We start from the raw sequence: 23455 nt of genomic DNA, 5'->3' as shown, positions 1-23455 counted from the left end.
CGAAACATCGGCAACCGCAGTATTTTTGGCGCCCGGCGCAATTCGTCGCCCCCTTACCGCACGCCCGGACGCTACGCCGTCCGGGCAGCGCGGCGCGCGTGTCGGATCAGGATTCCCGGGCCGGCGGCACCGTCACGTATCCGGCCCGGCGTTCCCCGTCCAGCGTCCGCAGCGCCCGGGCCAGCGTCTCGCCGTGCAGCTCGCGCTCGCCCCGCTCGTGCATCAGCGCCAGCGCGTCCCGCAGTTCGGTGGCCTTGCCCACCAGGGCCTGGGCGGCGCGCAGTGCCCGATAGGTGCCGTCGCCGCGGGCCGGGTTGATCCGGCCCAGCAGGTCGAGCGCCTCCAGATAGCAGTCGATCAGCTGCCCCTCGGCGCGGGTCAGGGCGGGCAGCGGCGGGGTCTCCGGTGGCCACATCCGGCTCACCGCCCCACGGGCCGGTCGGCCGACCGCTTGCGGTTGCGGGTGAGCCCGTCGATCAGGCCGTACTCCTGCGCGGCGGGGGCGTCGAAGATCTTGTCGCGCTCGATGTCCGCGGCGATCCGCTCGCGCGGCTGACCGGTGTGCAGCGCCAGCATCTCCTCCAGCATGGCGCGGCTGCGGAGCAGTTCCTGGGCCTGGATGTAGAGGTCGGTGGCCTGGCCCTCGAACGGTTCGCTCACCGACGGCTGGTGGATCAGCACCCGGGCGCCGGGCAGCGCCAGCCGCTTGCCTGGGGCGCCGGCGGCCAGCAGTACCGCGGCGGAGGACGCGGCCTGCCCCAGGCAGACGGTCTCCACGTCGCAGGACACGTAGCGCATCGTGTCGTAGATCGCGGTCATCGCGGTGACCGAGCCGCCGGGGGAGTTGATGTAGAGCGAGATGTCCCGCTCGGGCGCGGCGTGTTCGAGGTGGATCAGCTGCGCCATGACGTCGTTGGCGGCGGTGTCGTCGATCGGGGTCCCGAGGAAGATGATCCGCTCGCTGAGCAGCTTGGAATACGGGTCCATCGTCTGCGTCCCCTGCGCGGTGCGCTCGGTGAACTCCGGCAGGACGTAGCGGGCCGTCGGTCGCAGCATGGCCTGCTCCTCTCTTCTGTAAAAAATGTACAGGATGTACATCACGTGAGAATGGGAGCAGATTCTGGTGATCAGTTACAAGTCCCAGGTCAGAGGTTGTTTCAGCTGTTCGCCGAGGGCGGACAGCTCACATATTTATTGCTGGACTTCGGCACAAGGCCGAGATCCATCGGACGACCGGGCGGGTCGTCGAGTGCCCGATCGACGAGGTGAACCGTCCGCGGGGCTCCAAGGACGCTGCCCTGCGAAGCCCGCCGACCGAGCCGGAGGTCAGGCGCTGTTCACGGGCTGGGGCGACGAGCTGGCGACCACGCCCGCGGCTCGGGCCCGCGCGAGTGGACGGTGCCGCTGATCAACGGCACCGACCGCATGCTGCGGTGGTTCATCGAGGACGTCCGGGGCCAGTTCGACGACGACCGCACTCGGCCCGGTGCCCCGCTGCTCCCCTTCGAGCGCAAGGTTCGACTACGCCCACTGGCCGCACGACTACGGGTCCGCCTGGACGAGCGCCACCGTCATCGTCTCCCAGGCCATCGCCTTCGCCCTCACCTGGGTCCTCGGAGACTCCCTGCGCACCCGCCGCGCGTACTACGCCCAGCTTGAGGAGCGTGCCGCCCAGCGGGAGAAGGAGCGCGGGGCGCAGGCCAAGGTGGCCGTCGCGGCCGAGCGGGCGCGGATCGCGCGGGAGCTGCACGACGTCGTGGCGCACAACGTGTCCGTGATGGTCGTGCAGGCGGACGGCGCCGCGTACGTCATCGACCGCACCGCGCACCTGCCCGGAGGTGAGCGCGCTCGTGCGCCTCACCTACGGCAGCGATGAGCTGGCTCTGCTGGTCGAGGCCGACGGGCTCGGGCACGGGCTGATCGGGATGCGCGAACGGGTCGGTATGGTCGGGGGCCGCCTGGGCGCCGGTCCGCGCCCCGGGGGGGCGGATTCCGGATCAGCGCGACGCTGCCGCTCAAGCCGGCGGGCTGAACACGACTCCGGGCAGGCAGACCTCCCTGGTGCCCAGGCGGGGGCGTAGGCGATGTAGAAGGCGGTCTCGTGCGGGTGGCTCCGGCTTGGACCGGTATACGCATCAGGCCCCGGGGTTCCCGGGGGCCTGATGGTCGGAGGTGGGCGTGGAGGCGGGAGCACCCTCGGGCCGGGGTGGCAGCAGCGGGCCGCAGTCCCACTGCTGGAAGATCAACCGGGTCTCGACGCGCGCCACTTCGGACCGTGAGGTGAACCCGTCGAGGACCAGCCGCTGAAGATCCGCCATGTCCGCCACCGCGACATGGACGAGATAGTCGTCGGGCCCGGTCAGATGGAAGACAGTAATGGACTCCGGCAGCGCCCGGATCCGTTCCACGAACGGCCCCACCAACTCCCGCCGATGCGGCCTGACCTGCACGGACAGCAGTGCCTCCAGGCCCCGGCCCAGCTTCGCCGGGTCCAGCCGCAGCTGATGGCCGAGAATCACTCCCGAGCGGCGCAGCCTGGTCACCCGGTCCAGGCAGGTCGACGGCGCGACACCGACCTGCGCGGCGAGATCGCGGTACGTCATCCGTGCGTCGTTCTGGAGCAGCCGCAGCAGATGGAGATCCACCGGATCCAGTACGACAGAATCGGCCATATTTCGAACGTAGCACGGGGTCCGGCCATCCGACCCCGTTCGGTGTTCAGACTCCTGGGCATGGACTCCGGCAGCTTTGACGCATGTGACGTACCGGCCGACCCACAGGGATCCGGCCATGCTCTCGACGACACCGGTCGTCGTGTCCCGGGCGTGCCCGCACCCCGGGCGCTCGCCACCGAGGCGGTGCACGCCGGGCGGGACGACCTCGCCCGGCAGGGGGTGCACGCCCCGCCGATCGACCTGTCCACGACCTACCCCTCGCACGACAGCCGGGGCGAGGCCGCCCGGATAGACGCCTTCGCAACCGACGGTGCCGAACCGGAGGGCCCGCCCGTCTACGGCCGCCTCGGCAACCCGACCGTCGCCCGCTTCGAGTCCGCCCTCGCGCGTCTTGAGGGCACCGAGAGCGCGGTTGCGTTCGCCACCGGGATGGCCGCGCTGAGCGCCGTGCTGCTCGTACGCAGCGCAATGGGCCTGCGCCATGTCGTCGCCGTACGGCCGCTGTACGGATGCAGCGATCACCTGCTCACCGCAGGGCTGCTGGGCTCCGAGGTGACCTGGGTCGACCCGGCGGGCATCGCGGACGCGCTGCGTCCCGACACCGGCCTGGTGATGGTCGAAAGCCCGGCCAACCCGACCCTCGCCGAACTCGATCTGAGAGCTGTCGCGCACGCCTGCGGTTCCGTCCCGCTGCTCGCCGACAACACCTTCGCCACCCCCGTGCTGCAACGCCCCGTCGAGCAGGGAGCCCGTCTCGTCCTGCACAGCGCCACCAAATACCTGGGCGGCCACGGAGACGTCATGGGCGGCGTGGTGGCCTGCGACGAGGAGTTCGCCGGACGGCTACGCCAGGTGCGGTTCGCCACGGGCGGAGTGCTGCATCCGCTCGCCGGCTATCTGCTGCTCCGTGGGTTGTCGACGCTGCCCGTACGGGTCCGAGCCGCGTCCTCGAATGCGGCGGAGCTGGCCGGCCGGCTCGCCGCCGACCCACGCGTCACCCGCGTCCACTACCCGCGCATCGGAGGCGCCATGGTCGCCTTCGAGGTAGCCGGCGACCCCCACGACGTCATCGCGGGCGTCCGACTGATCACCCCGGCCGTGAGCCTCGGCAGCGTCGACACCCTCATCCAGCACCCCGCGTCCATCAGCCACCGCATCGTGGACGCCGACGACCGCCGCGGCGCGGGAGTCAGCGACCAGCTGCTGCGGCTCTCGGTGGGGTTGGAGGACGTGGAGGACCTGTGGGCCGACCTCGACCAGGCGTTGGGGACGACGCCGGGACCGGGCAGGGTCCTCCGGGAAGCGGCGGTCGCGAACAGGTAGCACCGCACAGGACGACGACCGGCCCGGTCGTCGTCCTGTGCGGTCGGGCCAAGTACTCCAGCAGAGATTCGTGAGCTGGTTCTTCTTCGGTAATGGCAGCGTCGGGCCGAGGCGCGCGGATTGAACCGCGTCGCCTTCCAGCCGCTCCTTCCCGGCTCCGAGGCCCAGGTCTGGAGCCGGGGCGTGACCCGATGCCTCACCGGAGGGTGATCGCCCCGCGTTCCGCGAGGCTGGTGCAGAGGTCGAGGCAGTGGGCAGCGAGCAGCTCCGGCGGCGGGCTCGGACTCAGGCGCGCCGCCAGCTCGTCGACCGCAACGGCCAGGGTCCGGCTCCCGGTGCAGGCCTCGACGAGCATGGCGACGGCCTGGTTGGTCTCGTCCTGCCGGACGCTTCCGTCGGGCATCCCCTGGAGCAGCAGGAGGGTGCGGCGGGGGCTGGGGGGCGGTGGCGGCTCACCGCGGTCGTGGCAGGCGACGATCTCCTCGATGTCGTGGTCGAGGGCGAGCAGCCGCGCGGAGGGAGCGAGCCGGGGCCGTATGCGGTGGAGGTCAGCGGTGACCAGGGACAGGTGCGGGGCAGGGGCGGAGGCGGGCGCGAGGCGGATGTGAACCAGCGCGGTCTCGTAAGCCAGCACGTCGGGCAGGTATGCCGGGCCCGGTGCGGCGGTCCGTTCCGCCTCCTTCTGGAGGAAGCCGGCGAAGGCCAAGGCCTGGTGACGCTTCTTCGGATCGAGGACCGGGCTGCGCAGGCTGTACTCCTCCACCAGGGCCGGGAGCCGCTCACCGAGTGCCCAGGCCGTCAGCGGCAGCACATCCGCGATTTTCGCGACCCGATTGGCGAGCAGGAGCCGGGAGAACATCGACACACGGGGCTGGTCCAGCTCGCGCAGCCGGTCCGCGATGTCCCGCCGGTCGGGCCAGGCCGGGCCGTCAGCCGGGGCGTGGTCCAGTACGGCCTGGCGCGCCAGGGGGTCGGTGAGGAAACGCGCCAGCGCCTGCTGTCGTTCAAGCTCTCTCATGGCGCCGCCTCCTCACACCAGGGCCGTCGGCCAGGACGGGGCGAGGACCCCGCGGACACCGGCGAGTTCAGCGAGCAGCTCGGCGGGGGGCGGGAAATTCTGGTCGCGTTCGATCATGACCGCCTTCAGGGCGGGCATGCGCGGAGCGTAGGAGCCCAGCAGCTCCAGGACGTCCCGGGGGACCGGATGGCTGTGGGTGTCCAGCAGCACCCCGTTGTGCCAGTAGCCGCCGGCAAGGTGGATTTGCAGGACGCGTTCCAGCGGGATCCGGTCGAGGAACTCCTCCGCGGTGTACTCCAGGTTGGTCGCGTTGTTGACGACGTTGGTGAGGTCGAGGAGCAGATGGCAGTCGGCCCTGTCGACGACCTCGGTGAGGAACTCTGCCTCGCTGAGCGTGGACCAGGGGACGCGGAAGTAGTAGGAGATGTTCTCCACCGCGAAGGGCTGGTCGAACTCCCGCGCAACGCTCTTGATGTTACGGGCCGCGATGCGGGCGGTCTCCGGGGTGAAGGCGAGCGGCGTCAGCTGGCCGAGGTTGAGTCCGGGGACCTGGGTGAAGCACAGGTGGTCGCTGATCCACTCGGGGTGCACCCGTTCGGCCAGCCGCTGGATCTTTCCGACGTACTCGGCGTCGGGCGCCTGGTCGGTACCCAGGGACATGTCGACGCCGTGCAGGAGGACCGGGAACCGGGCGGACAGGTCCACGGCCTCCGCATCCCGGTGCGGTGGGCCGTCGATGTACTGGTCGGTGATGAGTTCGAGGAAGTCGATCACGTCGGCCGACTCCAGGATCATCTGACGCAACTCCTGCCGGTAGCCGAGCCCGACGCCCAGAACAGGTGGTCCATGCACGTTATTCACCTCCGTGGGTGCTGCGGGTTGCTGACGTGTGGTGTGGCCGGCCGCCTGTTCCGCCTCGGCGCGCCGAGGCGGAACAGGCAGTGGGCCTCAGCTGGTGGGCGCTGCTGCCGCGCAGACGACGCAGATCAGGCAGACGATGCAGGTGATCTGCCCGGCCGCCGCTCCTCGGGCCGGCTTCATGGCGCGCAGCTCGAAGACGGTGTCCTCGCCACCGAGCGCCTTGGCCGCCTTGTATTTCGCGGCGTTGACGGTTCCTCGCACCTCGATCGCGTCGTTCGACTCGTTGGCCGATTCGCTCATCATTCCTCCTCTTCGTGATGGTGCGGATATGTGTTGCCGCCGCTGGGGCGGCCTGTCGCGCTTACCGGGCTCCGGGGCGCGTCAGTCGAAGGTGACGAGCCCCTCCCAGAACAGGCCTTCGAGGAGGTCCCGGCACTGCCCGGACGCAGCCCGCCCCGAGTCCCGGATGGCCGCCGGATAGCGCTTCCGGACCGCTTCCTCGATCTGGGCGACGGTCGGACGCCCGCCGGCCCGCAGCAGCCGGATGACCCACGCGGTGGGTTCGCTCACCCGCAGAGGAGCCGCCGCCTCATGGAAGAGGACGCACAGCGGACCCTCGCCCGGGGCGCCCGGCCTGCCTTGCGCCAGGGCCTCGATGACGGGTTCCACGTCGTGGGCGAATTCCACGATCTCCCCCTCGCCGACGAACACCGGCCGCGCCCGCTCCGGGTGGGCCCGCCATCCGCCGTCCGCTCCGGGTGCCTCGACGGGTTTGCGGGCCGGGCCGGCGTCACGCGTCCATTGATGGATCTTGTACTCGTACCGGCACACGTCACGGATCACCGAGGCGGGCTCCGGCAGCAGGTCCAGTAGCAGCTGGCCGACCCCGAGCGCCGTGCCGCGCCGGTTTTCGCTGTCGTGGCCGGTGGTCGGGAGTCCCGGCACGGTCCGGCGGCGGAGCCGCTGCTCGTCGTCGGCCGTCAACAGGGCCCGGGTGCGCGGGTAGAAGCGCCCCACGGCACGCAGCACCCGCTCCGCGTCCGAGGGGGCGTCGGCCGTCGTCCGGGTGCGGGACCCGTACGTCGGCGGCTCGGCCACGACCTCGGTCAGCAGCCCCTCCAACTCGCCGATGTACGAGTCGTACGACTGCTCGTAGCGCAGCTCGGCATGGCCCCGCAGTCCGATCGCGCGAGCGCGGGCGCTGTCCTCCAGCGCGTAGCGGAGGCTCGCTGCCAGGTCCTCGTGACGGCGCGGATTGGTGACGATCACGTTGCGGCGGTCGCGGATCGACGCCCGGAAGAGCTGCTTGGCGGCGACTTCGGCGGAGACGACGAGCGGGCCGCCGCAGGCGATGACCTCCGTGGGGATCGTCGGGGTGTGCGCGGCGATGGGGAATTCGCGCTCCAGGAAGGCGACCGCCGTGCAGCTGCGGATGAAGGCGGGGATGTGCCAGTGCGGCACGAACGGGATGAGGTGCACGTGATCGCTGAGCCCAAGCTCCTCCGCCAGTCGCCGGAAGGCCTGCTCCTGCCATCCGTGGGACGCGGCCAGCAGGCGGAACCGGAATCCCTCGTCCCGCAGCCGCGCCATGGCATGCAGCACGTCCAGGGAGCCCTTGTACTCGCCGAGCTTCCCGTACATACCGAGCACCGGCAGGTCGTCGTCGGGGTAGGGGCCCGGACTGCCGCCGGTCGCCAGCCACTGGCCGAGGGAGCGGGATGCACCCGTCGGGTTGAAGAACGAGGTCGGCAGCCCGAACGCGGCCTGCGCCGTGAGGACTTCCTCCGGGACGCCGGCCTCCAGCAACCGGGCCCGCGAGGGGCCCCGGGAGATGACCCGGCTGGCGCCGCGCAGCACCTCCGTGTAGGTGGTGCGCAGCTCCGGGAGCCGCATGAGGCGGTGCAGGTCACTGCCCGCGTGCTTGAAGACGTACGGCACCCCGGTGAACCGGCCGGCCAGAAGGGCCGCGAGGCCATACGGTTCCAGGTAGTACGAGAAGGCGACATGGCAGCCGTGGTCGCGGATCACGTCGGTCGCGATGCCGGCGAGCCGGCTGACGGTGGGATTCCCCATGGGGATGTAGTAGAGCTCCCGGCGGTCCGGCGGCCGGGTGCTGATCACTGTCACCGATCCGCCGGTTTCCGGAAATCGCGGCTGGTAGTGGCCGCCTTCAGCGAGATCCGCCTCGGGAATGCGGATGCGGAAGGTATCTTCGACCTCGTCGGCGTTGGTGACCACGACGACCTGATGGCCGCGTTCAGCCAGACCCCTCGCCGCCCAATAGCAGTGCATGCTGACGCCGCCCTGGATCGGGGGGTATTTGGTTAGAAAGCAGATTCGCATGTGGCCGCTCCCAACGTTTCCGCGCTCAATCAGAAGCTGTGAGACTCGACTGAAGTCGACCGTGGATACACTGAACCGGATAATCCGCGATGCGTAAATGGCGGATTAGGTCAAACGGGATAATCACTCGTGCCTCATGAGGCTCCGTCAGTTCGGAGAAGTGCGCCGCCAACGCCTTGAAACTCCTGACGAAAGGATCTACGAGGTGGTTGGGTCGTTCCGGGACCGGTGATCCGGGAGTGTGTGACGGCCCGGTCGAAGCCATGGGACGTTGCTGACGAGCCGTGGGCGGTGGTCAAGCCGGCTCTGCCGATGTCGTATCGGAGAGAGCGGTGAACCACGGTCGACGAGAGCCGGAGCCGCACGTCTACGCGTGCCCCCGAGGCGGCATGATTTCGCGGGCCGAAAAGACCTCTGCTGACGAAATCCACTTGATTCCCAAGCGCAGAGTCGGGTTCGATTGGTCTCACGAGTGCTTGGGCAACTCCAGTAATTCAATTGGGTGTGAGAGGCTCAAGGGGCGGTTGTGCTCGTGGGCGTACAATTGAGATCGGATTTCGACGCAGGACCTGTGGAGATTTGGATCGCGACGTGCCGCATGCCCCGGGAGTCGCCTGTTTCCCGGCGTAGCGCCGTCGATGCTGACCCAAAGCTGACTTTCCAGATGTTCCGTCAGCTGAACGCGGCCCACGCATCCGCGCCGTCGCCATTTCCTCAACTTCGCTACGTCAAGTCTTTGTGGAGATCGTTGTCGTGACTGACGGGCCTCCCGCCCGGCTACAGCCTGGTCCGCGAGCTTGTCGCGACTCGCCGCGTGTTGATTGGCGTTCTGGAGGGGGACGTTGAGGGCAGGAATGTGCCACTCCGGACGACCCCGATACCTGCCATTCGCAACAGCGGGGCGAGAGCGTGGATCTGGGCCCTGGGTGCGGCGGTGCTCAGCTCGATGCCCGGTGGAACGGCCACCCGCTCGACCGTACCCGCGTCAGCCACCTACTGGGGGAAGGCCTCTGCCGTCAGCGCAGCCGGACCGGCAGGGTGAGCAGTCCCCGGTGCCGCGGGTTGTCCTGCCAGGCGGGGGCGCGGTCCGGGGCGGCCAGGCGTAGAGCGGGAAAGCGCCGCAGTACGTGGCCGAAGGCGATCTCGGCCTGGAGGCGCGCCAGCGGCGCGCCGAGACAGCGGTGGATGCCGTGGCCGAACGCCAGGTGCCCGGAGGCGTCACGGGTGAGGTCGAACCGGTCGGGGTCCGTGAAGATCTCCGGATCGCGGTTGGCGGCCAGCAGCGCGATCTGCACGAACTCCCCGGCCGGGATCGTCGTGCCCGCGATCGTCACCGGCTGCGTGGTGTAGCGCAGGCTCGCAATGCCGAATGGGCTCTCGTGGCGCAGGACTTCCTCGGTCAGGCGCGGGAGCAGCGAGGGGTCGGCGCGCACCGCGGCGAGCTGCCCGGGGTGGGTGAGCAGGGCGTACAGGCCGTTGGCGATCAGGTTGACGGTGGTCTGGTGGCCCGCGAGCACCAGCAGGAACGCCATCGAGGTGACCTCCTCCTCAGTGAGGCGGTCACCCTCGTCACGGGCGGCGGCGAGAGCGGACAGGAGGTCGTCGCCCGGATGGGCCCGCTTCTGCTCGATCAGGGCCCGCAGCCGGTCCAGCATCGTCTCGGCGGTCGGGACGGACACCTCGCCATCGCCCTCGTCCCCGGTCACCGTGTGGCCCCGGACCTGCAGGATCCCGGGGTCGGCCGGGTCCGCACCGAGCAGGTTGAAGATCACGGCCAGCGGCAGCGGCAGCGCGAACCGGTCGATCAGATCGACTTCGTCCGGTACGTCCGGCCCGTCCAGCGCGTCGAGCAGTGCGGTGACCCGGGCTTCGATCCCGGGGCGCAGGCTCGTCACCCGCCGCTGAGTGAAAGCCTGTTGCACCAACCGGCGCAGCCGGGTGTGGCGCGGTGGGTCGGAGTTGAGCATGTGGGTGGTGAGCGCTCCACCCGGACCGCCCGTCGGCAGTCCCGCGTACCGGGCGAACATCTCGGTCGCGCCGTCTTTGCTCAGCCGCGGGTCGGCGAGGGCCGCCCGGCAGGCCGCGTACCCGGTGACGACCCAGCCGGCCAGCGGCGCGGGACCGGAGAAGCGGACCTTGCGGACCTCGCCCGTCGCACGCCAGCGCCGATACCTCTCGTGCGGATGGCAGGCGAAGGACCCGTCCACCGTCTCGTCGTACGGCTCAGGCAGCGGCACGGCGCACCTTCGTCAGACGTACGTCCTCCACGCCGAGAAGTCCGACGAGAGGTACCTTGGCGGACGACTGCCCTGGGGCGACCTCCAGCCCCGATCCGCGGATGAGGTCCAGGAGCAGTTCGGCGAGCGGCATCACCATGTGCCGGCCCCAGCAGCGCTCGGAGGCGTGGCCGAAGGGAAGGTAGCCGGGAGCGGTGTCGGGGTCGAGGTTCTCCCAGCGCTCCGGACGGAACTCGTCCGGTTCCTTCCACAGCTTCGGGTCCCGGTGCGCGAGGAGAGGCAGCAGGAGGACGTCGTCGCCCGCCTCGATCCGCCCGTCGATCGCGGCGAATTCGGGGGAGGCGTTGCGCAGGATGTTCCAGGACGGCGGCAGCAGCCGCATGGCCTCGTACAGGACGTGCCGGTTCGGCGTCTCGGGGGCGAACGGCGAGCCGAGCCACAGCGCGTTGGTGACGAGGGTGGAGACCGTGAAGCACACGGGGGCCGCCGCGCGCCGGTACATGCCCATGGCGTATCGGCGCTCTTGGTAACCCGTGGCATCGGCCGTCAGACCCGCGATCGCGGTCAGCGGGGCGTTCCGGCGGCCGACCCGCCCCGGGAGCGCGGCGCCCGCCGCGATCACCGTCCAGGTGAGCTTGGGAGTCAGTTCCAGGTTGCGGCTCATCAGGATCCGCAACCGGTACGGGTCCCGGCCGAGGATCAGGTCCCGCAGGAACAGGTGTCCCCTGAGAGGCCAGGATCCGGACAGATCGACGTCCTCGGGCCGGGGACGGGTCCTCTTCAGCGCCTCGCGCACATCGCCGCCGATGGTCCGCATCACCGAAGAGGCCTCGCTGCGAGAGATCGAACGTCCGTGCAGCGGCTTGAACGTGGGCCGTTCGGTCTCAGTTGCCCGGCGGGCGGCGAGGATCCGGTCGGCGACATCATGCCCGGCGACCCCGACGGTGTCAGGTTCGAGCCGGAAGACGTCCTGCCCGAGATGTTCCCGGAACAGAGCTGCGAGTCGTGGATGGAACACCGTGGCGCGCATGGAAGTCTCCGGGAAGGCCGAGAGGAGCGGGCAGCGGCGGGCGGCGTCGTCCCCGCCGCACGGCGGGGACGACTTCTCGGCCTAGTACCAGAAGTACCAGGCGCTGGCCTTGAGGCTCTTCTGAGCAGACACCTTGTTGCGAATGGCGAAGAGAATCTTCATCACTGCACCCCCCTTCCTGGGTGAAGATGTCACGCACTTCCTCGTGCGGAGGTCGTGCGCTGCTAACTCGAAAAGGCTGCACCAGGGCAATCAACGAATGATGAACGCCTTTGTCCGGTGGCCCGTTCCAGACGCGCGAGGCGGGCCTTTCGGCCGGCAGCCGGCCCGCGGGCAGGCCCGGGCCGTCGACGTCCATGCACATCTCGTATCTGCCGCGCCGGATCCGCAGCGCCACGATCCCGGACGCATCAGGCAAGGCTCACGCTGTGATGAGACTTCGCGGGGTTGCTGCGCCGGGTGGTGCGGGACAGTCAGAGTGATCACATGGCTGAGCGTGTGCAGGTCCGGGAAATCGATGACGTCGAGGGCAGGCGGTTGCTGCGGATCATCCGCCGGGGCACCGGTTCGGGTGGTGACCTGGCGGCGGCCCGGATCGGCTGCCTGTAGGGGGCCGAAGATGTCCAGGAAGGGAACGTGGCGGCCCGGGGCGGCGGCTTGTTCGCGGGCCGCGAGGAAGTCGGCGGGGGCGCGGGAGTCGATCAGGGTACGGGCGGCTTCGGGCAGCTCCTGCTGCTGGGCGTGCTGGTCGGTGGGGCGGCTGCTCCAGCGGTCGAGGTCTCGGCGGAAGAGTGGTCTTGGCGGCATCGATACTGTCGCTGGTGGTGCGGGTGATCCCGACGGTCCGTACGTCGCGGACCCCGAGACGAGGGGCGAGCCAAACCGCCGGGATCACACCGCGGCACGTGGTACTTACCACGGTTTGCCGATGTGGAGGCTGGTGGAGATCCGCCCCACCTCCGATGCGTCGACGGGCAAGCAGCCGCCCGGCCGGAACTTCGAGCGGGGCCGGTGGTGCGGGGTGTCCCGCCACACCGGAGACCCACCGGAGTGTCAGTGTGACCAAAAGGCTCTTTGTCTCACACACCTCTCACACACGAGAGCGCACGGGAGCACGCGAGAACCTCTGACCTGGACATTCGCCGTCGCCACGGACCACGGCGGACCAGGTGGACATTACATAGGCTAGGAGCATGGCCTACGAAATTCCGGTGACGCAAGCCCGGGCGGAGCTGGCGGATCTGATCAACCGCGTCGTCTACGGCGGTGAGCGGGTGGTCGTCACCCGCCACGGCAAGCCGCTCGTGGCGCTGGTTTCCGCCGCTGACCTGCAGTTGCTCGAAGAACTGGGGCGGCGTGAGCAGGGCGCGGAGGACGAGCAGGTGATCAGCACGGTCTCCACGGTCCGGCCCCTGCCGGCCGCTCCGGGCGAACGGCGGCGCTTCGGTATCGCCGCGGAACACCGCGACCCGGCCGCCGGGGACCGGCGACCGGGTCGCGAGAGATGACGGTCAGCGCGGGCTGACCGGACGAGGATGCGGAGGGATCAGGAGCTGAGCTGCCAGATCGCGGCCGCGATGGCGTCCGTGTTGGTGTCCAGCGCCTTGTCGTCGATGTTCTTCGAGGTGTCGCAGGACTGGTGGTAGCAGGCGTCGAACGCCTTGCCCGCCTCGCCGCCCCAGTTCTTGGCCTGCTCCTCGGTCTTCTTGTAGTCCGCGCCCGAGAAGAGACCGCCGACCGCGACCCCGGCGTCCTTGAAGGAGGCGTGGTCCGAGCGCCCGTCGCCCTCGGTCTCCTTCTCGGTGGCGATGTTCTTCGCGGCGAACCAGTCCTTGAAGACCTTCTCCAGGCGCGCGTCGTCGTCGTAGACGAAGTAGCCCGGGTTCGGCGACCCGATCATGTCGAAGTTCAGGTACGCGTCGATCTTCTTGGTGTCGGCGCCGAGCTTCTGGACGTACGACTGCGAGCCGACCATGCCGTCCTCCTCATCGCCGAACCAGGCGAACCGGAGGTGCTTGGCGGGCTTGAGCTCGGACTTGGCGACCGCGAGCGCGACTTCGAGGATGCCGGCCGAGCCGGAGCCGTTGTCGTTGATGCCGGGGCCGGCGTCGACCGAGTCCACGTGGGCGCCGGCCATGACGGTCTTGCTCTCGTCGCCGCCCGGCCAGTCGGCGACGAGGTTGTAGCCGGTGGCGCCGTTGTTGTCGAACTCCTGGACCTGGGTCTTGAATCCGGCCTGGTCCAGCTTGCCCTTGAGGAAGTCGATGGACGCCTTGTGGCCGGGCTTGCCGTGGGCGCGGTTGCCGCCGTTGGCGTCGGCGATGGACTGGAGCTGGTCCAGGTCGGCCTTGACGGCCTTGACGTCGATGTCCGGGGCGGCGGCCGGCGCGGGGTCGGCGTAGGCGCCGGCCGCGGTGAAGAGGGTGGCGGCCAGGGCGGTGACGCATCCGGTGGCCAGCGCGGCCCGGCGTATTCGTGCAGAACGGGTCACAGTGAAAGCTCCATACAGGTGTGGGGGGATGGTGCGGAGCGTTTTGACGCGCACATGAGGATTGCGATCACTTGGGAAACCGTCAAGAGCGCATATCGGACAGGCGTGTTCGCGGAGCGGAGTGCGTCCGATATGTCCTGATCGCGGTGATCGGTGATTGAGGGGTTCCGGCTGTACCGGTGAGCGGTGGCCCGTCGGCGCAAGGAATGCGCCAGCGATGTGCTGCGATACCTCCGCGTCATCCGTTGTAACGCCGACGAAATCCGGCCGAACTAGCCTGCCCCGATGGGGCCGTGGATGGCCAACTGCTGGAAGTCGGTTTGCTCCCCCTTTAATTACTGCGTGATACATCTACCGATACGGGTGTGCCCACGCCTGTGACCTGGGCAAATGTGTCCGGGCGGAAGACTGTGAGGTGGAAGGTATGCAACTGACCCCGCATGAACAAGAACGCTTGATGATTCATGTGGCGGCAGACGTGGCCGAAAAGCGCCGTGCCCGAGGGCTGAAGCTCAACCACCCCGAGTCGATCGCGTTGCTGACCGTGCACATCCTCGAAGGCGCCCGCGATGGCCGTACCGTCGCCGAGCTGATGTCCTCCGGGCGGAAGGTCCTCACCCGCGACGAGGTGATGGAGGGCGTGCCCGAGATGATCCACGACGTGCAGGTCGAGGCCACCTTCCCCGACGGCACCAAGCTCGTCACCGTTCACGAACCCATCAACTGACCACGGGAGGGCACACCATGATCCCGGACAGATCCTCTACGCCGACGAGCCGGTACGCCTCAACGAAGGCCTCCCCCTCACGCGCATGACCGTCCTCAACGCCGCCGACCGCCCCGTCCAGGTCGGCTCCCACTACCACTTCGCCGAGGCCAACCCCGGCCTCGACTTCGACCGCGCGGCCGCGCACGGCAAGCGGCTGAACGTCCCGGCCGGCTCCGCCGTGCGCTTCGAGCCCGGCATCCCCACCGAGGTCGAGCTGGTCCCCCTCGCGGGCAAGCGGATCGTCCCGGGCCTGCGGGGTCAGACCGGAGGCACCCTCGATGGCTGAGCTGACCCGCCAGGCGTACGCCGACCTCTTCGGCCCGACCGCCGGCGACCGGATCCGGCTCGCCGACACCGACCTGGTCATCGAGATCACCGAGGACCGCTCCGGCGGACCCGGCCGCGCCGGTGACGAGGCGGTCTTCGGCGGCGGCAAGGTCATCCGCGAGTCGATGGGCCAGTCCCGGACCACCCGGGCCGAGGGCGCCCCGGACACCGTGATCACCGGCGCCGTGGTCCTCGACCACTGGGGCGTCGTCAAGGCCGACGTCGGCATCCGCGACGGCCGGATCACCGCCCTCGGCAAGGCCGGCAACCCCGAGACCATGGACGGCGTCCACCCCGACCTGGTCATCGGCCCCGAGACCGAGATCATCGCCGGCAACGGCAAGATCCTCACCGCCGGCGGCATCGACACCCACGTCCACTTCATCTGCCCCCAGCAGGCGGACGAGGCGCTCGCCTCCGGTGTGACCACGCTCATCGGCGGCGGCAACGGACCGGCCGAGGGCAGCAAGGCCACCACCATCACCCCCGGCGCCTGGCACATCTCCCGGCTCCTGGAGTCGATGGACTCCTTCCCGGTCAACGTCGGACTGCTCGGCAAGGGCAACACCACCTCCCTCGCCTCGATGCGCGACCAGCTGCGGGCCGGCATCCTCGGCTTCAAGATCCACGAGGACTGGGGCGCCACCCCCGCCGTCATCGACGCCTGCCTGAGGGTCTGCGAGGAGAGCGGCGCCCAGCTGGCGATCCACACGGACACCCTGAACGAGGCCGGCTTCCTCGGCGACACCCTCGCCGCCATCGCCGGCCGCTCCATCCACGCGTTCCATGTCGAGGGCGCCGGCGGCGGCCACGCCCCCGACATGATCGCCATGGTCTCCGAGCCGAACGTGCTGCCCGCGTCCACCAACCCCACGCGGCCGCACACCGTCAACACCGTCGAGGAACACCTCGACATGCTGATGGTCTGCCACCACCTCAACCCGGCCGTCCCCGAGGACCTGGCGTTCGCCGAGTCCCGGATCCGGCCCTCCACCATCGCCGCCGAGGACATCCTGCACGACCTCGGCGCCATCTCGATCATGTCCTCCGACGCCCAGGCCATGGGCCGGATCGGCGAGGTCGTGCTGCGCACCTGGCAGACCGCGCACGTGATGAAGCGGCGCCGCGGCGCGCTCCCCGGCGACGGCGGCGCGGACAACCACCGGGCCCGCCGCTACGTCGCGAAGTACACCATCAACGCGGCCTCGCCCAGGGCATCGACCACCTCGTCGGCTCCGTCGAGGACGGCAAGCTCGCCGACCTCGTCCTGTGGGACCCGGCGTTCTTCGGCGTCAAGCCCCAACTGGTCATCAAGGGCGGGCAGATCGCGTACGCGCAGATGGGCGACGCCAACGCCTCCATCCCCACCCCGCAGCCGGTCCTGCCCCGCCCGATGTTCGGCGCCACCGGCAAGGCCCCGGCAGCAACTCGGTCAACTTCGTCTCCGCGCAGGCCCTGGAGGACGACCTCCCCGGACGCCTGCCGCTGGCCAAGGCGTACGAGGCGATCCGCTCCACCCGAGGTGTCACCAAGGCGGACATGCGCAACAACGACGCCCTGCCGCGGGTCCACGTCGACCCCGACACCTTCACGGTCACCATCGACGGCGAGGTGGTCGAACCCCACCCGGCCGCCGAACTCCCCATGGCCCAGCGGTACTTCCTGTTCTGAACGCCATGAGGAAGACCCCGATGCACACCACGGACCACCGATGAGCCGCGCCGCGCTGCTCGTCCTCGCCGACGGCCGGTTCCCCGCCGGAGGGCACGCCCACTCGGGCGGCGCCGAACCGGCCGTCGCCGCGGGCCACATCAAGGACGCCGCCACCCTGGAGCGCTTCTGCCGGGGCCGGCTGCACACCGCGGGCCTGGTCGCCGCCGCGCTCGCCGCGGCGGCCGCGGCCGGCTGCGACCCGCTCCTCCTGGACGACGCCGCCGACGCCCGCACGCCCGTACCGGCGCTCCGCCAGGTGGCCCGGCGGCTCGGCCGGCAGATGATGCGGGCGGCCCGTGCCACCTGGCCGGACCCGGCACTCGACGCGCTCGCCGCGGCCCGGCCGCGCGGCGCCCACCAGCCCGTCGTCCTGGGCCTGGCCGCCCGGTCCGCCGGACTGCCGCCGCAGGACGCCGCGTACGCCGTGGCCTACGAGACCATCAGCGGCCCGGCCACCGCCGCCGTCCGGCTGCTCAGCCTCGACCCGTTCGACGCCACCGCGGTCCTCGCCCACCTGGCCGCCGACATCGACCGGGTCGCCGAGCAGGGCGCCGCGGCCGGGGAACGGGTCGCCGCCGAGGGGGTCGACGTCCTGCCCGCCGCGTCGGCCCCGCTGCTCGACATCACCGCGGAAGCGCACGCCGCCTGGCCGGTCCGCCTCTTCGCCTCCTGACCCCGCCCGGCCCCGGCCGGCAGCCGCGCCGCCCCCGGCGGCCGTACGAACCACCGGAGTGACCATGCACCTCGACCACCACGAGACCTTCCCCGAACGCCACACCTACAGCGCCGCCGCCCAGCGCCCCGACGGCTCCCGCCGGGCGCTCCGGATCGGCCTCGGCGGACCGGTCGGCACCGGGAAGACCGCCACCGTCGCCGCGCTCTGCCGCGCCCTGCGCGACGAGCTGTCCCTCGCCGTGGTCACCAACGACATCTACACCCGCGAGGACGCCGAGTTCCTGCTCCGCGAGGCCGTGCTGCCCGCCGAGCGGATCTCCGCGGTGGAGACCGGCGCCTGCCCGCACACCGCGATCCGTGACGACATCTCCGCCAACCTGGAGGCCGTCGAGGACCTCGAGGACACCGTGGGCCCGCTCGACCTCATCCTGGTCGAGTCCGGCGGCGACAATCTCACCGCGACCTTCTCCAAGGGCCTGGTCGACTTCCAGATCTTCGTCATCGACGTCGCGGGCGGCGACGACATCCCGCGCAAGGGCGGCCCCGGCGTCACCACCGCCGACCTGCTCGTCATCAACAAGACCGACCTGGCCCCGTACGTCGGCGTCGATCTGGCGGGCATGGCGCGCGACGCCAAGGCCCAGCGCGGCGAACTCCCGGTCGCCTTCACGGCGTTGAAGACCGAGAACGGCGTGCGGCCGGTGTCGGACTGGGTCCGGGCCCGGCTGGCGGACTGGACCGCGGGCCCGGCATGACGCTCGCCCTTCCTTCGCAGACCACACCGGCGACCGCCGCACCGTCCACGGCCGGCCTGCGGGCCACCGCCCGTGTGATCGCCCGTACCGATGCCGACGGCACCACCCGGCTGCCCGTCCTGGACGGCGCCGGCCCGTTCGCGCTGCGCCGGGTCCGCGCGCACGGCGGCCCGGCCCGGGTGTGCGTGGTCGGCGCCATGAGCGCCCCGCTCGGCGGCGACCGGCTGGCCATCGAGGTCACCGCGGAGGCCGGCAGCGCCCTGCACGTCACGGCCGCCGCGGCCACCGTCGCGCTGCCCGGCCGGACCGGTGCGCCCGCCCACTACGACGTACGCCTCACGGTGGGCGAGGGCGCCCGGCTCGACTGGCTGCCCGAGCCGCTGATCTCGGCCGCCGGCAGCGACCTGCGGATGACCACGACCGTCGAACTGGCCGCCACCGCCCGGCTCGTGCTCCGCGAGGAACAGGTCCTGGGCCGCAGCGGCGAGCCGACCGGCGCCCTGCGCAGCCGGCTCACGGTCCGGCGCGCCGGACGCACCCTGCTCGACCAGGAGACCGCCTACGGGCCCGGGGCCCCGGGCTGGGACACCTCGGCCGTGCTGGGCGGCCACCGGGCCCTCGGTCAACTCCTGGTCGTGGGGCCCGAGTTCGAGGACGGGCCGGCCCCGGTACGGCTGCTCGGCGCGACCGGCGACCAGCCGCACCGTGGCCGGCCGCCCGGTGACCAGCCCCTCGACGCGCGGGGCGTCCTGGCGCCGCTGGCCGGCCCCGGCGCCCTCGCGACGGCCGTCGCGCCGGACGCGCTGCGGCTGCGCCGCCTCCTGGACGAGGCCGCGCGGGGCTCGACCGGAGGCCGAACTGAAGGTCACACCTCCAGTTCGGCCTCCAGCCGGGCCAGACGGTGGCGCGCCAGCGCCAGATTGGCGCGCTTGCGGTCCAGCACCAGATAGAGGAAGAGCCCGCTGCCGCTCTTGCCGGTGACCGGCCGGATGATGTGGTACTGCGCGGTCAGCGTGATGAGCATGTCCTCGATGGCGCCCTGGAGTTCGAGCATCTCCATGGTGCGCATCTTGGCGCGGACCACATCGGTGTTGCCGGCCGCGGCGATGTTGAGGTCCAGGGCCTGGTTGTCGCCGAGCGTGGCCAGCGCCATGCCGCTGGTGTAGTCGACCAGCGCGACGCCTATCGCGCCTTCGATGGTCGACATCATGTCGGCGAGGGCGGTGTCCATGTGAGCCATGAGGGGTGGTGACCTTTCGAATGGGTGGAGGTGGTGCGGTGTGCGGTGGATTACGGGGACGGGCGGCGGGCCGGCCTACCGGCGCGGGGCCGCGTCGACCAGCGCCCCGATGCGCTCGGCCGCCCGCCTGGCCTGCAGATGCAGCCGGCCCACATTGGTGTCCGGGCCGGTCACGGCGGTGAGCACGGCACGGCGGCCGGCCGAGTAGGCGGCGATGTAGCCGTCGGTGCCGCGGGTCAGGGACTCCTCGAAAGCGCCCTGTCCGGTCGCCTCGGTGAGCCGCTTGGCGACCCCGATGGCCGCCGCGGTCAGCGCCGCCAGCCCGTCCGGTTCGATGTCCGCCAGATCGTGCGCGATCACCATGCCGTCCGCGCTCGCCACCATGCCGCCCTGGAAATGGCGCACTTGGTCGCGCAGCGTCAGCAGCTCGTCCCGTAGCCGGGGTTCTATCGTCATCAGTCTCCTTTTCGCGGCCCGCCTTCCCAGGGCGCGCCTCATGCCGTGCACGGTCTTCGCGGGCAAGGGGTCACAGGTTTTCCTCCAGCGCCGTACGCAGTCGGACAAGGAGGGCAACGTCCGGGTCCCGGGTGTCGAGGAGCTCCGGCACCGGTGGTTGCCAGGTGGGGGTGCGGCCTCTGCCGGCGCCGGGTGGCGGATGCCCGGCAGGTGTGGCGCCAGGCCGGCGCCGGGGGAGTCCGCCGGGCGGCATCCGGACCAGACCGGCCGCGGCGAGCCGGCGGATGTCGAGCAGCGTCACGAACGCGGACTGGCCCAGCGTGCGGGCGAGTTCGCAGGGGGTGTGCCGGCCGTCTGCGTGCGCGAGCAGTCGCCGCTGCCGGGGTGTCGTACCGGCCGGAGCGCCGGGGCCGGCCGGTACGACGGGCTGGGTGTCGACCGCCGCCCAGGGGCGCAGCCGGTCCAGCAGCGCCCGGCGGCGGGCCGTCGCCCGCTGGAGGTCGCCGGCGCTGATCGGGCGCACGACACCCAGCCAGTGCCCGGTCCCGGGGGTGAAGGACGTGGTCTCGGGCGGCAGCGGCAGCGCGAAGAACGCCGCGTCGAGCAGGGCGGCGAGATGGCAGATCTCCAGCTCGCCCTGGGTCAGCCAGCCCTCGCTGACCAGGAACCGGCCGCCCTGCCGCGCGGGCCCCGCGGTCTCCACGGCGTACCGCCAGCCCTGCGGCGGGACCCTGCCCGCCGCGCTGAGCCGCACCTCGATCCCGGGCGCCGCGGCGCCCTCGACCCAGGTGACCGCACCGTCGAGCAGGTAGACGCAGCCGTGCGGGCCCCGCAGCGCGCCGGTGACGCGTGCGGCGGCACACCGGTCGAGCAGCCCGGCCGGGCCGGGCGGCGGAGACGGGGGCAGGCCCATGGCTGGTTCCCTCACCGTTCGTGCGGACTGGCGGCGCGGGGCCGTCAGGACGCGACCAGCCCCGCCGCCAGATCGCGCAGCCGTATCCGGGCCACGGCGAGATTCGCCTGCGCACGGTCCAGCCAGAGGTACAGATAGGTCTGGCTGTCGAAGGCGGTGTGCACGAAACGGATCAGGTGGTAGCTGCCGGCGGCCGTGATGATCAGGTCCTCCAGGGCGGGGGCGGTGGCGCCGGTGGTGTCGAAGGTGGCGTTGCGCGCCACCGCCTGGACGACCTCGGCGGTGTCCGCGGCGGCCGCTTCATGGTCCCCGTTCGGTGCCTGGCCGGCAGTCCCGAGCGTCAGCCCGCTGGTCCAGTCGATCAGCCCGGCCCCCAGCACCCCCGGTATTCCCATCGCCTGGGCCAACACCTGATCGATACCCGGCACTTCGGATCTCCTTCGCGAGGCTTGGACGACGGCTCGGACGACGGGACGGCGCTCCGGGCGGGGCGGAAACGCCGAAGCCCTCCCGGGTGGCGCTGCGTGGGAGAGCCTTCACGGAAGGTTACTGAAGGTGTGCGCGTGGCACATGCCTCGTGGGCAGGTTCAAGGCAATTGACTCGTTCTCGCCCCTCGATGGTGTTGCGGAAGCCAGCGGAACGGCCATCCGGGGCCCGCAACAGCCCCCGTGAAACGTGTTCCTGGCACCTCGTCAAATAGCCTCCCACCAGCACGAGTTGCCTCAGCGGAGTGGACCGGAGCAGCGGCGGCAACCCCGCCCGCGCAGCGCTTCCGCCCATTGGCCGGAAAGACAGGGTTCCGCTACGGCGTCCGGCCAGAGTCGCCACCGGCGGCCCCTGTCCCGCTTACGGCCGGAAACCTACAGCTTGGTAAAGAATTGCCGGTCAAACCTGTTCAGGAGGGGCACCCAGGCGACAGGATCCCTCCGTAGGCCTGTGATCAACGCCGCCACAAGTGGCGCACCATGCAGGGGGAACACACCACGTGAAGAAATCAGCAGTGCTCGGCGCCGCCGGCACCCTGGTGACCGGGGCGCTCCTCGCCACCGCGATAGCCACACCCGCCAGCGCGGGCGAACACCACAAGAAGGGCTCGGCCGAGGCCCGCGGAGTCCACATCGCCGCCGCGCGTGCGGCCAAGGAGGGCGTCCACTGGCAGGACTGCCCCGCCGACTGGGGCTTCAAGTCGCCCGTCCAGTGCGGTTTCGTCACCGTCCCGGTCGACTACGCCCGGCCCAACGGCCGCACCATCAAGATCGCCGTCGACCGTGCGGTCAGCACCGGCGGCAAGGAGGAGCGCCAGGGCTCCCTCCTCTACAACCCCGGTGGACCGGGCGGTTCGGGCATGCGCTTCCCGACCCGCATCACCACCAAGAACCCGCTGTGGGCCAAGACCGCCAAGGCGTACGACTTCGTCGGCTTCGACCCCCGCGGCGTCGGCCACTCCGCCCCGATCTCCTGCATCGACCCGCAGGAGTTCGTCAAGGCCCCGAAGGCCGACCCGGTGCCGGACAGCGAGGCGGACAAGCGTGCCCAGCGCAAGCTCGCCGAGGAGTACGCGGACGGCTGCAAGGAGCGCAGCGGCGCCCTGCTGCCGTACATGACCACCGCGAACACCGCCCGCGACATCGACGTGATCCGCGCCGCGCTGCACGAGAAGAAGCTCAACTACCTGGGCGTCTCGTACGGCACCTACCTCGGCGCCGTCTACGCGACGCTCTTCCCGGGCCACGTGCGCCGGATGCTCGTCGACAGCGTCGTCAACCCGTCCCGGGAGAAGGTCTGGTACCAGGCCAACCTCGACCAGGACATCGCCTTCGAGACCCGCTGGGGCGACTGGAAGAAGTGGGTCGCCAAGAACGACGCCACCTACCACATCGGCGACACCCCCGAGAAGGTCCAGGCGGCGTGGGAGCAGCTGCGCGCCACCGCCAAGAAGGACCCGGTCGGCGGCGTGGTCGGCCCGGCCGAGCTCACCGGCTTCTTCCAGAACGCGCCCTACTACGACTCGATGTGGGCCACCGTCGCGCAGGTCTGGAGTGCCTACCGCGCCGGCGACCCCAAGCCCCTGATCGAGAACGCCGGTCCCGACCTCAAGGACACCGCGGGCAACATCGCCGCGGAGAACAGCAACGCCGTCTACGCGGCCGTAGAGTGCACCGACACCAAGTGGCCCACCAGCTGGCGGAAGTGGGACCGCGACAACACCCGCATCCACCAGCAGGCCCCGTTCATGACCTGGTCCAACGCCTGGATGAACCTGCCCTGCGCCACCTGGCCGGTCAAGCAGCAGCGTCCGGTCGAGGTCCGCACCGGCAAGGGCCTGCCCAGCGTGCTCATCGTGCAGAGCACCCGTGACGCGGCGACGCCCTACGACGGCGCCGTCGAGCTGCACAAGCGGTTCGCGGGCTCCCGCCTGATCACCGAGCGGGACGCCGGTTCGCACGGCGTCACCGGCCTGGTCAACCCCTGCATCAACGACCGGGTCGACGCGTACTTCCTGGAGGGCAAGACCGACGCCCAGGACGTGACCTGCGCCCCGCACGCCACGCCCAAGCCGACCGCCGCGCCGGCGAAGGCCGCCGCGGTGGCCGCGGGCAAGGCCGACCTCCCGGCAGCCCGGTAACC

24 protein-coding genes and 2 pseudogenes are annotated in these 23455 nt (G+C 70.8%); 11 read left to right on the top strand and 15 right to left on the bottom strand.

Annotation, left to right across the window (positions count from 1 at the left end):
* Positions 1–106 precede the first annotated feature (106 nt).
* Positions 107–415 carry a hypothetical protein gene (locus OJ254_RS25005; RefSeq protein ID WP_265364167.1) on the bottom strand — a complete coding sequence of 103 codons (309 nt, stop codon included), beginning with the start codon at positions 413–415 and terminating at the stop codon, positions 107–109.
* Between the two features lie 5 nt (positions 416–420).
* Entirely contained in the window at positions 421–1056 is a 636-nt protein-coding gene (locus tag OJ254_RS25000) for an ATP-dependent Clp protease proteolytic subunit (RefSeq protein ID WP_261954228.1), read from the bottom strand.
* Positions 1057–1495: 439 nt separating this feature from the next.
* Between OJ254_RS25000 and OJ254_RS24995 the strand changes: the two are divergent.
* Positions 1496–2032 (top strand): annotated as a pseudogene (locus OJ254_RS24995) (sensor histidine kinase); the annotation flags it as partial.
* A gap of 103 nt (positions 2033–2135) precedes the next feature.
* Here the strand turns inward: OJ254_RS24995 and OJ254_RS24990 are convergent.
* Positions 2136–2672, bottom strand: a complete 537-nt coding sequence (locus tag OJ254_RS24990; RefSeq protein WP_265364166.1) for an Lrp/AsnC family transcriptional regulator — start codon at positions 2670–2672, stop codon at positions 2136–2138.
* 60 nt (positions 2673–2732) lie between these two features.
* Between OJ254_RS24990 and OJ254_RS24985 the strand changes: the two genes are divergently transcribed.
* The gene (locus tag OJ254_RS24985) at positions 2733–3998 is read left to right on the top strand and encodes a trans-sulfuration enzyme family protein (protein ID WP_423835949.1); all 1266 of its coding nucleotides are present in this window, start codon (positions 2733–2735) and stop codon (positions 3996–3998) included.
* A 196-nt stretch (positions 3999–4194) separates the two neighbouring features.
* Here OJ254_RS24985 and OJ254_RS24980 read toward each other — a convergent pair whose 3' ends face one another.
* From OJ254_RS24980 to OJ254_RS31760, 7 genes are all read right to left on the bottom strand, one after another.
* Positions 4195–5016, bottom strand: coding sequence for a hypothetical protein (locus OJ254_RS24980; protein ID WP_265364164.1), 822 nt, complete (start codon positions 5014–5016; stop codon positions 4195–4197).
* A 12-nt stretch (positions 5017–5028) separates the two neighbouring features.
* Positions 5029–5868: an MbnB/TglH/ChrH family RiPP precursor modification enzyme gene (locus tag OJ254_RS24975; RefSeq protein WP_265364163.1), complete on the bottom strand. Its 840-nt coding sequence runs from the start codon at positions 5866–5868 to the stop codon at positions 5029–5031.
* 96 nt (positions 5869–5964) lie between these two features.
* Entirely contained in the window at positions 5965–6180 is a 216-nt protein-coding gene (locus OJ254_RS24970) for a hypothetical protein (protein WP_265364162.1), read from the bottom strand.
* 78 nt (positions 6181–6258) lie between these two features.
* Positions 6259–8169 carry a glycosyltransferase gene (locus tag OJ254_RS24965; protein WP_265364161.1) on the bottom strand — a complete coding sequence of 637 codons (1911 nt, stop codon included), beginning with the start codon at positions 8167–8169 and terminating at the stop codon, positions 6259–6261.
* 1067 nt (positions 8170–9236) lie between these two features.
* Complete coding sequence (locus OJ254_RS24960) at positions 9237–10457, bottom strand: cytochrome P450 family protein (protein ID WP_265364160.1); 1221 nt, start codon at positions 10455–10457, stop codon at positions 9237–9239.
* Entirely contained in the window at positions 10444–11487 is a 1044-nt protein-coding gene (locus OJ254_RS24955; protein WP_265364159.1) for a cytochrome P450, read from the bottom strand. Before OJ254_RS24955 ends, OJ254_RS24960 begins: the two co-directional genes overlap by 14 nt.
* Before the next feature lie 81 nt (positions 11488–11568).
* On the bottom strand, positions 11569–11649 hold the full coding sequence (locus tag OJ254_RS31760; RefSeq protein WP_381653759.1) for a tryptorubin family RiPP precursor: 81 nt from the start codon (positions 11647–11649) through the stop codon (positions 11569–11571).
* 324 nt (positions 11650–11973) lie between these two features.
* Between OJ254_RS31760 and OJ254_RS24950 the strand changes: the two genes are divergently transcribed.
* On the top strand, positions 11974–12096 hold the full coding sequence (locus tag OJ254_RS24950) for a hypothetical protein (RefSeq protein WP_265364158.1): 123 nt from the start codon (positions 11974–11976) through the stop codon (positions 12094–12096).
* A gap of 584 nt (positions 12097–12680) precedes the next feature.
* Entirely contained in the window at positions 12681–12995 is a 315-nt protein-coding gene (locus tag OJ254_RS24945; protein ID WP_265364157.1) for a type II toxin-antitoxin system Phd/YefM family antitoxin, read from the top strand.
* Between the two features lie 38 nt (positions 12996–13033).
* Here the strand turns inward: OJ254_RS24945 and OJ254_RS24940 are convergent, their stop codons facing one another.
* Positions 13034–13978: a M28 family metallopeptidase gene (locus OJ254_RS24940; RefSeq protein WP_265364156.1), complete on the bottom strand. Its 945-nt coding sequence runs from the start codon at positions 13976–13978 to the stop codon at positions 13034–13036.
* 424 nt (positions 13979–14402) lie between these two features.
* Between OJ254_RS24940 and OJ254_RS24935 the strand changes: the two genes are divergently transcribed.
* The 6 genes and pseudogenes from OJ254_RS24935 to OJ254_RS24910 all read left to right on the top strand — a co-directional run bounded on the left by OJ254_RS24935 (position 14403) and on the right by OJ254_RS24910 (position 19167).
* Positions 14403–14705, top strand: coding sequence for an urease subunit gamma (locus OJ254_RS24935; protein WP_030414617.1), 303 nt, complete (start codon positions 14403–14405; stop codon positions 14703–14705).
* 31 nt (positions 14706–14736) lie between these two features.
* Positions 14737–15033: an urease subunit beta gene (locus OJ254_RS24930; RefSeq protein WP_265365294.1), complete on the top strand. Its 297-nt coding sequence runs from the start codon at positions 14737–14739 to the stop codon at positions 15031–15033.
* Positions 15026–16745 (top strand): annotated as a pseudogene (locus OJ254_RS24925) (urease subunit alpha). Before OJ254_RS24930 ends, OJ254_RS24925 begins: the two are co-directional and overlap by 8 nt.
* Positions 16746–16785: 40 nt before the next feature.
* Positions 16786–17460 carry an urease accessory protein UreF gene (locus OJ254_RS24920; RefSeq protein ID WP_265364155.1) on the top strand — a complete coding sequence of 225 codons (675 nt, stop codon included), beginning with the start codon at positions 16786–16788 and terminating at the stop codon, positions 17458–17460.
* A gap of 64 nt (positions 17461–17524) precedes the next feature.
* Positions 17525–18217, top strand: a complete 693-nt coding sequence (gene ureG, locus OJ254_RS24915; protein WP_265365293.1) for an urease accessory protein UreG — start codon at positions 17525–17527, stop codon at positions 18215–18217.
* The gene (locus tag OJ254_RS24910; protein WP_265364154.1) at positions 18214–19167 is read left to right on the top strand and encodes an urease accessory protein UreD; all 954 of its coding nucleotides are present in this window, start codon (positions 18214–18216) and stop codon (positions 19165–19167) included. The genes ureG and OJ254_RS24910 overlap by 4 nt, the downstream gene beginning before the upstream one ends.
* Here the strand turns inward: OJ254_RS24910 and OJ254_RS24905 are convergent.
* The 4 genes from OJ254_RS24905 to OJ254_RS24890 all read right to left on the bottom strand — a co-directional run bounded on the left by OJ254_RS24905 (position 19083) and on the right by OJ254_RS24890 (position 21254).
* Positions 19083–19457: a roadblock/LC7 domain-containing protein gene (locus tag OJ254_RS24905; RefSeq protein ID WP_265364153.1), complete on the bottom strand. Its 375-nt coding sequence runs from the start codon at positions 19455–19457 to the stop codon at positions 19083–19085. The two genes, OJ254_RS24910 and OJ254_RS24905, sit on opposite strands and share 85 nt — an antisense overlap.
* Before the next feature lie 75 nt (positions 19458–19532).
* Complete coding sequence (locus tag OJ254_RS24900) at positions 19533–19913, bottom strand: roadblock/LC7 domain-containing protein (RefSeq protein WP_265364152.1); 381 nt, start codon at positions 19911–19913, stop codon at positions 19533–19535.
* 70 nt (positions 19914–19983) lie between these two features.
* On the bottom strand, positions 19984–20826 hold the full coding sequence (locus tag OJ254_RS24895) for a hypothetical protein (RefSeq protein WP_265364151.1): 843 nt from the start codon (positions 20824–20826) through the stop codon (positions 19984–19986).
* Between the two features lie 44 nt (positions 20827–20870).
* On the bottom strand, positions 20871–21254 hold the full coding sequence (locus tag OJ254_RS24890; protein WP_265364150.1) for a hypothetical protein: 384 nt from the start codon (positions 21252–21254) through the stop codon (positions 20871–20873).
* A 558-nt stretch (positions 21255–21812) separates the two neighbouring features.
* On the opposite strand from OJ254_RS24890, the gene OJ254_RS24885 reads away from it, so the two are divergent.
* Entirely contained in the window at positions 21813–23453 is a 1641-nt protein-coding gene (locus OJ254_RS24885) for an alpha/beta hydrolase (RefSeq protein ID WP_265364149.1), read from the top strand.
* Positions 23454–23455: the final 2 nt, after the last annotated feature.

It is taken from the genome of Streptomyces endophytica (assembly GCF_026153355.1).
Taxonomy (GTDB): Bacteria; Actinomycetota; Actinomycetes; order Streptomycetales; family Streptomycetaceae; genus Streptomyces; species Streptomyces endophytica.
The sequence above is the reverse complement of the archived record's forward strand: the minus strand, read 5'-3'. Positions and strand labels throughout refer to the sequence as shown.

Bases quoted from the DNA above. Each gene is read 5' to 3' on its own strand.
- OJ254_RS24980 (WP_265364164.1), bottom strand. From the start codon at position 5,016: ATGAGAGAGCTTGAACGACAGCAGGCGCTGGCGCGTTTCCTCACCGAC.
- OJ254_RS25005 (WP_265364167.1), bottom strand. From the start codon at position 415: ATGTGGCCACCGGAGACCCCGCCGCTGCCCGCCCTGACCCGCGCCGAG.
- OJ254_RS24935 (WP_030414617.1), top strand. From the start codon at position 14,403: ATGCAACTGACCCCGCATGAACAAGAACGCTTGATGATTCATGTGGCG.
- OJ254_RS24945 (WP_265364157.1), top strand. From the start codon at position 12,681: ATGGCCTACGAAATTCCGGTGACGCAAGCCCGGGCGGAGCTGGCGGAT.
- OJ254_RS24950 (WP_265364158.1), top strand. From the start codon at position 11,974: ATGGCTGAGCGTGTGCAGGTCCGGGAAATCGATGACGTCGAGGGCAGG.
- OJ254_RS24955 (WP_265364159.1), bottom strand. From the start codon at position 11,487: ATGCGCGCCACGGTGTTCCATCCACGACTCGCAGCTCTGTTCCGGGAA.
- OJ254_RS24900 (WP_265364152.1), bottom strand. From the start codon at position 19,913: ATGACGATAGAACCCCGGCTACGGGACGAGCTGCTGACGCTGCGCGAC.
- OJ254_RS24965 (WP_265364161.1), bottom strand. From the start codon at position 8,169: ATGCACTGCTATTGGGCGGCGAGGGGTCTGGCTGAACGCGGCCATCAG.
- OJ254_RS24985 (WP_423835949.1), top strand. From the start codon at position 2,733: ATGGACTCCGGCAGCTTTGACGCATGTGACGTACCGGCCGACCCACAG.
- OJ254_RS24910 (WP_265364154.1), top strand. From the start codon at position 18,214: ATGACGCTCGCCCTTCCTTCGCAGACCACACCGGCGACCGCCGCACCG.
- OJ254_RS24990 (WP_265364166.1), bottom strand. From the start codon at position 2,672: ATGGCCGATTCTGTCGTACTGGATCCGGTGGATCTCCATCTGCTGCGG.
- OJ254_RS25000 (WP_261954228.1), bottom strand. From the start codon at position 1,056: ATGCTGCGACCGACGGCCCGCTACGTCCTGCCGGAGTTCACCGAGCGC.
- OJ254_RS24920 (WP_265364155.1), top strand. From the start codon at position 16,786: ATGAGCCGCGCCGCGCTGCTCGTCCTCGCCGACGGCCGGTTCCCCGCC.
- OJ254_RS24905 (WP_265364153.1), bottom strand. From the start codon at position 19,457: ATGGCTCACATGGACACCGCCCTCGCCGACATGATGTCGACCATCGAA.
- ureG (WP_265365293.1), top strand. From the start codon at position 17,525: ATGCACCTCGACCACCACGAGACCTTCCCCGAACGCCACACCTACAGC.
- OJ254_RS31760 (WP_381653759.1), bottom strand. From the start codon at position 11,649: ATGAAGATTCTCTTCGCCATTCGCAACAAGGTGTCTGCTCAGAAGAGC.
- OJ254_RS24970 (WP_265364162.1), bottom strand. From the start codon at position 6,180: ATGATGAGCGAATCGGCCAACGAGTCGAACGACGCGATCGAGGTGCGA.
- OJ254_RS24895 (WP_265364151.1), bottom strand. From the start codon at position 20,826: ATGGGCCTGCCCCCGTCTCCGCCGCCCGGCCCGGCCGGGCTGCTCGAC.